This is a genomic window from Kitasatospora sp. NPDC002543 (assembly GCF_053594915.1).
In genome coordinates this window covers 1-9,944 of record NZ_JBSFWR010000171.1, presented here as the reverse complement: position 1 = coordinate 9,944, position 9,944 = coordinate 1, and the positions used below count along the sequence as shown (strand labels likewise).

The 9,944-nt window shown below is 74.6% G+C and carries 8 protein-coding genes and 1 pseudogene; 5 read left to right on the top strand and 4 right to left on the bottom strand.

The annotated features are described in order from the left end of the window. Positions 1–125: 125 nt before the first annotated feature. The 3 genes from ACWD4P_RS36850 to lysA all read right to left on the bottom strand — a co-directional run bounded on the left by ACWD4P_RS36850 (position 126) and on the right by lysA (position 2,776). The gene (locus ACWD4P_RS36850; RefSeq protein WP_359824349.1) at positions 126–296 is read right to left on the bottom strand and encodes a hypothetical protein; all 171 of its coding nucleotides are present in this window, start codon (positions 294–296) and stop codon (positions 126–128) included. A gap of 143 nt (positions 297–439) precedes the next feature. Continuing rightward, positions 440–1,363, bottom strand: a complete 924-nt coding sequence (locus tag ACWD4P_RS36845; protein ID WP_449782641.1) for a LysR family transcriptional regulator — start codon at positions 1,361–1,363, stop codon at positions 440–442. Positions 1,364–1,426: 63 nt separating this feature from the next. Next, on the bottom strand, positions 1,427–2,776 hold the full coding sequence (gene lysA / locus ACWD4P_RS36840) for a diaminopimelate decarboxylase (protein WP_449782640.1): 1,350 nt from the start codon (positions 2,774–2,776) through the stop codon (positions 1,427–1,429). A 190-nt stretch (positions 2,777–2,966) separates the two neighbouring features. Between lysA and ACWD4P_RS36835 the strand changes: the two genes are divergently transcribed. The 3 genes from ACWD4P_RS36835 to ACWD4P_RS36825 all read left to right on the top strand — a co-directional run bounded on the left by ACWD4P_RS36835 (position 2,967) and on the right by ACWD4P_RS36825 (position 5,706). Further along, positions 2,967–3,623 (top strand): GntR family transcriptional regulator, encoded by a 657-nt coding sequence (locus tag ACWD4P_RS36835; protein ID WP_449782639.1) that lies wholly within the window; start codon positions 2,967–2,969, stop codon positions 3,621–3,623. 99 nt (positions 3,624–3,722) lie between these two features. Continuing rightward, the gene (locus tag ACWD4P_RS36830) at positions 3,723–4,973 is read left to right on the top strand and encodes an MFS transporter (protein WP_359824339.1); all 1,251 of its coding nucleotides are present in this window, start codon (positions 3,723–3,725) and stop codon (positions 4,971–4,973) included. A 163-nt stretch (positions 4,974–5,136) separates the two neighbouring features. Further along, positions 5,137–5,706 (top strand): Uma2 family endonuclease, encoded by a 570-nt coding sequence (locus ACWD4P_RS36825; RefSeq protein ID WP_449782638.1) that lies wholly within the window; start codon positions 5,137–5,139, stop codon positions 5,704–5,706. A 58-nt stretch (positions 5,707–5,764) separates the two neighbouring features. Here ACWD4P_RS36825 and ACWD4P_RS36820 read toward each other — a convergent pair whose 3' ends face one another. Then, positions 5,765–7,831 carry an MDR family MFS transporter gene (locus ACWD4P_RS36820; RefSeq protein ID WP_449782637.1) on the bottom strand — a complete coding sequence of 689 codons (2,067 nt, stop codon included), beginning with the start codon at positions 7,829–7,831 and terminating at the stop codon, positions 5,765–5,767. Between the two features lie 205 nt (positions 7,832–8,036). Here ACWD4P_RS36820 and ACWD4P_RS36815 point away from each other — a divergent pair, with 205 nt between their 5' ends. After that, on the top strand, positions 8,037–9,584 hold the full coding sequence (locus ACWD4P_RS36815) for an MFS transporter (RefSeq protein ID WP_449782636.1): 1,548 nt from the start codon (positions 8,037–8,039) through the stop codon (positions 9,582–9,584). After that, positions 9,581–9,944 (top strand): annotated as a pseudogene (locus tag ACWD4P_RS36810) (maleylpyruvate isomerase N-terminal domain-containing protein); the annotation flags it as partial. The gene ACWD4P_RS36815 and the pseudogene ACWD4P_RS36810, both read left to right, overlap by 4 nt.

The following is a 9,944-nucleotide window of genomic DNA, read 5'->3' as shown; positions in this document are numbered from 1 at the left end:
GGCCACGGCCGGCGCGCGGCGCGGCGGTCACGCTCCAGGACTCCCGGCTCGCGCCACAGCGGGCGGCCATGAGGTCGGCGCCCCCGGACCGACCGGTTCGGGGGCGCGGGCCGTTCCGGGCCGGCTCAACTTCCGGTCGGCTCCGAGCGGGTCTGGGTGTGGCCTCCCGAGGTGGAGTCCTCCTCCTCGGCGAGGACGGAGGCCGGGGCGTGCCGGTCGTGGGTCGTCGCCGCCGTGGCCGCGACGGACAGCAGGGCCGCGGCGGCGACCAGGAGTGCGGAGATCCGGCGGATCATCGGGTTCCCCCTCGGTGGACGGACCGGTGGACGGTCGGCGGAAGGACCGGTGCGAGGACCGGCGGACGTCCGCCGGCGGGTGCAGCATGGCACACCCGCGGCCCGCCGCACAGGGCCGGGACCGGTGCCGTGCGCGGCGGGGCTCAGGCCCACTGCATGTCGAGCAGGGCCTTGATCTCCCCGGCGGCGGAGCCGAGTTCGGCGAGGAAGGCCCGCAGCACCGGATTGCGGTTGGTGCCCCGGGTCGCCACCCCGATCCGGCGGTGCAGCTGCGGGTGGTCCAGCCGGCACACGTGCACCCCGGCGCTGTCGGCCAGGCCCAGCGCCGGGATCAGCGCGACGCCCATGCCGGCCCGCGCGAGGTTGATGGTCACCTGGTAGTGGTCGCTGCGGCAGCGCACCCGGGGACGGAACCCCTCGGCGGCGCAGGCGCGTTCGAGCACCGGCTCACCGGTGCTGCCGCCGTGGGTGCCGATCCAGCTCTCGCCCTCCAGCTCGGCCAGCCGCACCGCCGAGCGCCGCCCGAGCCGGTGCCGCAGCGGCACCACGACCAGCTGCGGCTCCTCGAAGTACATCCGTACGTCCACACCCGCCTGCCGGCACCACGGGTCCAGCGGGTGCTCGAAGACGACGGCCGCGTCCAGCCGGCCGGCCTCCAGGTCCGGGACCAGCTCGTGCGGCTGGCCCATGATCAGCTCCAGCTCCACGTGGGGGTGCCCGGCGGCGAACGCGGCCAGCGCCCGGGGCAGCAGGTCCAGCCCGGCGGAGGCGAAGAAGCCGATCCGCAGCACACCGGCCGCACCCTGGGCGTGCGCCCGCAGGTCGTCCTGGGCGACGGCCATCAGATCGGCGATCGCCTGGGCGTGCTCGGCCAGCCGGACACCCGCGGGAGTCAGGCGCAGGGACTGCGGAGCCCGTTCCACCAGCGCGACGCCCAGCTCCTGCTCCAGACGGGCGAGCTGGTGCGAGATGGCGGACGGGCTCAGGTGCAGGGCCTGCGCCGCGGCCACGATGGTGCCCCGGCGGGCGATCTCCAGGAGGACGTGCAGTCGGGCGCTGTTCAGCATCGGCCCAGGTTAAGGCCTGTGCCGGGGTCCGGGCCGGGTGCGCGCTGGTCCACGGCGCGGGCCTCAGGACGTGTGCGCCCGCTGTGCGGCCACCGGCTCCCGGGTGCCGTCGCCGGTGGCGGCCGCGTCCAGCCGGAGCAGGTCGTGCTCGGTCTCCCGGCGCACCACCAGGCGGGCCTCGCCGTCCCGGACGAAGACCACGGCGGGCCGTGGCAGCTTGTTGTAGTTGGACGCCATGGCGTAGCCGTAGGCGCCGGTCACCGGGGTGGCCAGCAGGTCGCCGACCCGCAGGTCGGAGGGGAGCGCGGCGTCGTCGATGATCACGTCGCCGCTCTCGCAGTGCTTGCCGACCAGCCGGGCGCGCCCCGGGCGGGGAGCCTCGGGGCAGCGCGGCAGGAAGGCCTCGTAGCGGGCGCCGTACAGCGCCGGGCGCAGGTTGTCGCTCATCCCGCCGTCCACGCTGACGTAGGTGCGCACGCCCTCGATCCGCTTGACGGTGCCGACCCGGTAGAGGGTCAGCCCGGCCCGGGCGGCGATCGAGCGGCCGGGCTCGACGCCGACCTCGCCGCTCCAGCCGGCGCCGCGCACCGCCGCCCGGACCCGTTCCGCCCAGACGGCGAAGGAGGGGGCGCTCTGCCCGCTCAGGTAGGCCACGCCCAGGCCGCCGCCGACGGTCAGCCGGCGCAGGCCGTGCTCCACCGCGAACCGGGCGACCGCGGCGGCGCCGTCGGCCAGCTCGGCCGGGTCGAGCACCTGGGAGCCCACGTGGGCGTGCACGCCCTCCAGCCGGACGGCCGCGGACTCCTCGGCCCGGCGCACCGCGGCCGCGGCGGCGCCGCCGGCCAGGCCGAAGCCGAACTTGGAGTCGTGGCCCCCGGTCTGGATGGCCTGGTGGGCGCCGGCCGCGACCCCGGGCGCCACCCGCAGCTGGATCCGGGCCGGGGGCAGGCCCTCCTCGCGGTGCAGCCGCTCGATCCGGTCCAGCTCGTCGAAGCTGTCCACCACGATGTGGCGCAGGCCGACGGCCAGGGCGGTGCGCAGCTCGGCCTCGTCCTTGTTGTTGCCGTGCAGCACGATCCGGTCCGGGTCGACCCCGGCGTACAGGGCGGTGCGCAGTTCGCCGCCGGAGGCGACGTCCAGCAGCAGGCCCTCCTCGGCGGCGAGCCGGGCCATCGCGGTGCACAGGAAGGCCTTGGAGGCGTAGGCGACGTTGCCCCGGCCGAAGGCGGCCACCGCCTCGCGGCAACGGCGGCGCAGGTGCTCCTCGTCGTAGACGAACAGCGGAGTGCCGTACCGGCGGGCGGCCTCGTCGAGCAGGACGCCGCCGACGGACAGGCCCTCGGGGCGGAACTCGGCGGTGAGCGGCAGCAGGCCCGGATCGACGGGCGACGGGGCCGGCGACGCAGGGGACACGGTCGACGCAGGGGACAAGGCTTCCTCCCGGCAGGCTGGTTGGCCCGGCCCATCCTCGGCCCTGGGGGAGGGAGGGAGAAAGCGCATTCTTCGGGCCCTGAGCGGTACCGAATCCGATGCTCCGCCCAGGTGGCGGGGCGGTCCGGGGTGTTGCATCCAAGCTTGCATCTATGGTGCTACGGTGTGCTCCATGGCCGACACCCCGCCGCCCGCCCGCGTCCCGGCCGCGGACCGCGCGTACGAACTGACCAAGGACCTCATCCTCGGTGGCGGCCTCCCCGGCGGCACCCTGATCAGCGAGGGGGAGATCGCCGAGCGCACCTCGCTCAGCCGCACCCCGGTCCGCGAGGCCTTCCTACGGCTGCAGGCCGAGGGGCTGCTCCAGCTCTTCCCCAAGCGCGGAGCCGTCGTGGTGCCGGTCGGCCCCGGCGAGGCCGAGGACGTACTGGAACTGCGCGAGGCGCTGGAGAGCACCGCCGTGCGCCGGATCGCCCGCCGTCCCGACGGCCTCGACACGCTGGTCCGGCAGCTCTCCGAGCTGATCGACCAGCAGCGCGGGCCCGCCCACCGGGCCGACCTCGGGGCCTTCGCCGACGCCGACGAGGCCTTCCACCGGGGCATCGTGACGGCCTCCGGCAACGCGCTCGCCGAACGGTTCTACGGGACGCTGCGCGACCGCCAGCGCCGGATGGCCGTCCAACTGCTCCAGGTGCAGCCGGAACGGCTCGCCTCGCTGGTCGAGGAGCACACCGTGCTCGTCGAGCGGATCGCGGCCCGCGACGCCGAGGGCTTCACCGCCGCCCTGCGCGCCCACCTGGACGCCCACCGGGCCGTCACCGACCACTGAACCCCCCTTCCTCCGTACCGACTTCCCGCGCGCCGGCACCCGCGCGCACCCCCCGACGGACCGCCGGGACCCGACCATCCGACAAGGAGCAGCACCACCATGAGCACCACCCGGCCACCGTCCGCCGGTCCCGTCGCATCCTCCGGCCGGGGGCGGCCGTGGCTGCTCGCCGCCCTGGCCATGCTCTGCTGCGGCTGGGGCGGCAACCAGTTCACCCCGCTGCTGCTGATGTACCGCCACCTCGGCGGCTACTCCGAGGTCACCGTGGACGCCTTCCTGGGGGCGTACGTCCTCGGGCTGGTGCCCGGGCTGCTGGTCGGCGGCGCGGCCTCGGACCGCTACGGGCGGCGCCCGCTGATGATCGGCGCGGTGGCCGTCTCGCTCGCCGCCAGCGGGGTGCTGTGCGGCGGCGTGACCGGTGAACTGCCCATCTACGCGGGGCGGTTCCTCACCGGCATAGCCGTCGGCATCGCGATGGCCGTCGGCACCAGCTGGGTCAAGGAACTCTCCCAGGCCCCGCACGACCCGGCCGCCGACCAGGGCGCCGGCGCCCGCCGCGCCTCCCTCGCGCTGACCCTCGGCTTCGGCCTCGGCGCCGGAGTGGCCGGGGTGCTCGCCCAGTGGGGGCCCTGGCCGATGGTCACCCCGTACCTCGCCCACCTGCTCGTCACCCTGCCCGCGCTGTTCCTGCTCCCCAGGGCCGTCGAGACCCGGGCCCGGGCCACCGGCGCCGTCCGCAGCCTCTGGGCCGACCTCAAGGTCCCGGCGGCCGGGCACCGGCGCTTCGTCCGGGTCGTGCTGCCGATGGCCCCGTGGGTGTTCGGCTCGGCCGGCGTCGCGTACGCGGTGACCCCGCAGTTGGTCGGCGACCGGCTCGGCGACTGGTCGCTGGCCTACGCCACCCTGCTGACCGTCCTCACCCTCGGCACCGGCGCCCTCGTCCAGCCCTTCGCCAAGCGCCTCGACTCGCTCTCCTCGGCGCGCGGCGTCATCGTCTCCATGGTGCTGATGGCCTGCGGCATGGCCGTCTGCGCCGGCGACGCGGCCGTCCGCTCCCCGCTGCTCGGCCTGTGCGGCGCGGTGTTCCTCGGCGCCGCCTATGGCATCGGGGTGGTCTCCGGGCTGCTGGAGATCCAGCGCATCGTCACCCCCGACGACCTGGCCGGTATCACGGGTGTCTACTACGCGCTCTGCTACTCGGGCTTCCTGCTGCCCGCCGTGCTCGCGGCGCTCTCCTCGCTGGCCTCCTACACCGTGATGCTCACCGCGGTGACGGCCCTCGCCCTCGCCAGCCTCGCCGTGATCGTCCTCTCCTCCCGCCGCACCGCCCCCGCCGAGGCCTCCCGCTGACCTCACCACCACCGCCGCCGCCCCGCCCACCCGGGCGGGGCGGCAGAACGCCCTGCGAACCCGTCACGACACGGACACGAGCGGTCGGGGCGCGTCCAATTCCGGTCGGTCGGCCGACCGATGGCATGGTCTGAGGGAGAATCACGGAGGAGGGAGACACGTTGTGAGTACGGCACCCCATGTCCCTGGCGACTACAGCACCGTCAGCGATCCCGAGCAGGCCTTGAAGTATGCGATCCGGCACATCGCGGGCGACCGGACCGAGATCATCGAGGGAGTCATCACCCCTATGTCGCCGTCGTGGGCGCACGAGTCCGCCGCCGAGTTCGTCCGTCGCCAGCTCGGCGCCCGGATGGATGAACTGGACCTGGTGTCCGGTTCCGGCAATCTCGATCTGCCCGGCAGCGAGAACTGGTACATCCCGCATCTGGCCATCGTGCCCGCCGAACTCGCGCTGAAGACCGAGGGCGCACTGCTGCCCGACCAGACCCTCCTGATCGTCGAGGTCAGTTCTCCGTCGAACGCGGAGACAGACCGCGTCGTCAAGCGCCGTCGCTATGGTCAGTACGGCGCCCCGCTCTACCTCCTCATCGACCGGCAGAACCGCAGCTGCACCCTGTACAGCGAGCCGACCCGTCTCGGCTACGCCGCGGAAAGCGGGCCGCATCCTTTCGGCACGCCCGTTACCCTCCCGGCGCCCTTCGACCTGGAGCTCGACACCTCCCGGTTGTAGGACTAGGGCGTGTCTGACATTTGGCGTCGCACGCCCGGCGGGAATTGTCAGACACGCCCTAGACCTTCGCGGCGTCCTTGGGGCGGGCGTGGGCGGGGAGGCCGGTGGCGAGGTCCTCGACGAGGAGGCGCCAGGCGATGGCGTCGGCGGCGGCGCGCAGGCCGGGGCTGCGGGGGCGGCCGGCGTCGGCGTCGAGGCGGGCGTTGAGCCAGTCCGACCAGGCGTGGCCGAGGGCGCGGACCTCGCGGGTGCCGGCCTCGGTGGAGAAGAGGCGGTCGCCGTCGCGGGTGAGGTAGCCCTCGGCGGCCATCCGGTCGAAGACCGGTTCCAGGACCTCGGGCGGCACCCGCTTGCGGGCGGCGATGAGGTCGAGCGAGGCGTGGCCGACGGCCTCGGTGTGGCCGGCGACCTGCATCAGGGCCCAGGCCCCGGCGAGGTCGACCCGGATGTCGGCGCCGTCGACGATCGTGCGGATGGTACCGAGGTCGACGCCGCGCACGATCGAGCTGACGGCGAGCTCCAGGTGCGGGTCGGAGTCGCTGGTGGTCGGCTGGGCGAAGCCCTCGCCCATGTCGGTGGAGCCGGCCCGGGTGGTGTCGCGCAGCTGCACCTGTTTGAGGAAGAGGGCGACGACGAAGCCGACGACGGCCACCGGGATGGTCCACAGGTACACGGTGTGCAGGGCGTCGGAGTAGGCCTGGACGAGCGGCGCGGCCTGGTCGGCGGGCAGCCGGTGCAGGCCCTGCGGGCTCTCGGCGGCGTGGGCGAGGACGGCCGGGTCGGCGCCGGTGAGCCGGGCGGCGGTGCCGACGCCGTCGGCGAGTTCGGTCTTCAGGCTGTTGGCGTAGATGGTGCCGAACACGGCGGTGCCGAAGGAGCTGCCGATGGTGCGGAAGAAGGTCACCCCGGCGGTGGCGGTGCCGAGGTCCGCGTAGTCGACGGTGTTCTGTACGGCGATGGTCAGCACCTGCATGGTCAGCCCGATGCCGACGCCGAGCACGACCATGTAGAGCGAGGCGAGCGCGGTGCCGGTGCCCGGTTGGAGTCGGGAGAGGAGGTACAGGCCGACGGCCATCACCAGGGTGCCGACGATCGGGAACAGCCGGTACCTGCCGGTCTTGCCGACGGCGTTGCCGCTGGCGATGGAGGCGACCAGCAGGCCGATGACCATGGGCAGCATCCGGACGCCGGAGACCGTCGCCGAGTCGCCGTCCACGTACTGGAGGAAGGTTGGCAGGAAGGTCAGCGCGCCGAGCATGGCGAAACCGACGATGAAGCTGAGCACCGAGCAGACCGTGAACACCGGGTTGCGGAACAGCCGCATGGGCAGCATGGGTTCGGCGGCGCGGGTCTCCGCCCAGCAGAACAGGGCGAGGGCCAGCGCGCCGCCGACGAACAGGCCGATGATCACCCCGGAGCCCCAGGGGTACTGGTTGCCGCCCCAACTGGTCGCCAGGATCAGGGCGCTGGCGCCGACCGTGACCAGCGCGATCCCCAGGTAGTCGATCACCGGCCGGACGGCCGAGCGCACCGAGGGGATCGTCCGGGCGGCCGCGATCACCACCACGACGGCGATCGGCACGTTGACGTAGAACGCCCAGCGCCAGGACAGGTGGTCGGTGAACAGCCCGCCCAGCAGCGGCCCGACCACCGTCGCCAGCCCGAAGACCGCGCCCATCGCCCCCTGGTACTTGCCGCGTTCGCGCAGCGGGATGACGTCCGCGATCAGCGCCATGGCGGTGACCATCAGGCCGCCGGCGCCGATGCCCTGGACCGCCCGCCAGGCGATCAGCAGGGTCATGTTGGTGGAGAGGCCGCACAGGAAGGAGCCGCCGACGAAGACGATCGCGGACACCTGGAACAGCAGCTTGCGCCCGTACAGGTCGCCGAACTTGCCGGCCAGCACGGTGGCCACCGTCTCGGCCAGCAGGTAGGACGTCACCACCCAGGACATGTGCGCGGCCCCGCCGAGGTCCGCGACGATGGTGGGCAGGGCGGTGCCGACGATGGTCTGGTCGAGGGCTGCCAGCAGCATGCCGAGCACGATGGTGGCGAAGACGACGTTCCGCTGCCGGACGTCCAGCACCGGAGGGGCGGAGGGTGGGGTCTCGGTGGCGACGCTCATGCCGTCAGCCTCCGGGGTCCGCACGGAGGCCGCGATCCGGTTCGCCCGTCCGGGTGAGGGAGGGGCCGTTCCGCCCGGGTGGCGGCCCCGGTCCGCCCGGGTGACGATGATCCGAGCGAAGCCGACCGACGGTCACCTGCGGAGCGAAGCCGACCGACGGTCACCTGCCGACCAGGACGCCCCGGCCCCCGGGAAGAGGCTCCCCATGAACGCCGACCCCCAGCGCGGTACCGCGCACCCGACGCGGCCCGGCGCCACCGCCGTAGGCGACCGGGCCGACGCCCGGCGCTGGCGGGCGCTCGCGGTCTGCCTGGTCGCCGGCTTCATGACCCTGCTGGACGTCAGCATCGTCAACGTCGCGCTGCCGACCGTACGGGCCGGGCTGCACATGTCCGACAGCGGCCTGCAGTGGGTGCTCAGCGGCTACGCGCTGGCCTTCGGCCTGGTGCTGGTGCCCTCCGGACGGCTCGGCGACGCGCGCAGCCGGCGGGCCGTCTTCCTCGTCGGGCTCGCGCTGTTCACCGTGGCCAGCGCGCTCGCCGGAGCGGCGCAGAACCAGGACTGGCTGGTGCTGGCCCGGCTGTTCCAGGGCGCGGCCGGCGGGGTGCTGGTGCCGCAGGTGTCCGGCTTCATCCAGGTGCTGTTCCAGGGGGCCGACCGCGGCCGGGCCTTCGGCGCCCTCGGCGCGACCATCGGGCTGTCCACCGCCGTCGGACCACTGCTCGGCGGGCTGCTGATCCACGTGGTCGGCCCGGAGAACGGCTGGCGCTGGGTGTTCCTGGTCAACCTGCCGATCGGCGTCGCCGCGCTGCCGATCGCCTACCATCTGCTCCCGGCGCCCCCGCCCGCCGCGGAACGGGCCGGGCACCGGGACTTCGACCCGGTCGGCGTGCTGCTGCTCGGCGCCGGGACGGTCGCGCTGCTGCTCCCGTTCGTCCAGGCGCAGCAGTGGCACGGCCCGGCCCGATGGCTGCTGCTGCCGCTCGCGGCGGTGCTGCTCGCCGCCTTCGTCGGCTGGGAGCTGCACTACGGGCGGCGGCGCGAACCGCTGGTGAGCATGGCGCTGTTCGCGGTGCGCCCGTACGCGGCGGGGACCCTGCTGTCGCTGGTGTACTTCGCCGGGTTCACCGCGATCTTCTTCATCTTCACGCTCTACCTCCAGGCCGGACTCCACTACTCGGCGCTGACGGCGGGCCTGGCGATCACTCCGTTCGCGGTCGGCTCGGGGGTGTCCGCGGCGGTCGGCGGGCGACTGGTGAGCCGGCTGGGCCGGCGGCTGGTGGTGGCCGGGCTGGTGCTGGTGCTGGCCGGACTGCTGGCCTCGGCGCTCGCGGTGCAGCTGTGGTCGGGGCCCCTCGTGGGCTGGACGACAGTGCTGCCGCTGCTGGTCGCCGGGGTGGGCAGCGGGCTGGTGATCGCCCCGAACCAGACGCTGACCCTCCAGCAGGTGCCGGTGGCCCGGGCGGGCAGTGCCGGCGGGGTGCTGCAGACCGCGCAGCGGGTCGGCTCGGCGGTGGGCATCGCCGTGGTCGGCTCGGTGTTCTTCGCCCACGCGGCCGGCCCCCGCCCGGACTGGGCCCTGGCCTTCCAGCTGGGCGTGACGGTCGCGGCCGGCCTGGTGCTGGCGGCGCTGCTGGTGGCGGTCGCCGACATGGCCTCGGGCCGGGGCAGCTTCCGGGCCGCCGGACCGCGGCTGGGCGACGGGCCGCGGGGCGGGGGCGGGCCGAGGGCCGGGGACGGGCGCGGGCCGTGACGGGCGCCCGGGCGGACTTCCTGGCGGCCGCCACCGCGGCCGAGGGGCTGCTGCGCCGGCCGGAGGTGGCGGCCGCCTGGCAGCGGCCGAGCGCGCTGGCGCGGTGGAGCGTCGGCGGGCCGGCCGGACACCTGGCCTTCCAGGTCCTCTGCGTGCCGGAGCCGCTGGCCGCGCCCGTACCGGTGGAGCCGGTGGTCGGGCTGACGGAGCACTACGCCCGGGCGGCCTGGGGCGGCGCGGCGCTCGACGCGGACGTCAACGTGCGGATCCGCCAGGGCAGCGAGGCCTTCGCGGCGGACGGGCCGGCGGCTGTCGATCAGGCGCAGCGCCGGGTAGCAGCCGAGCAGGAAGACCAGACTG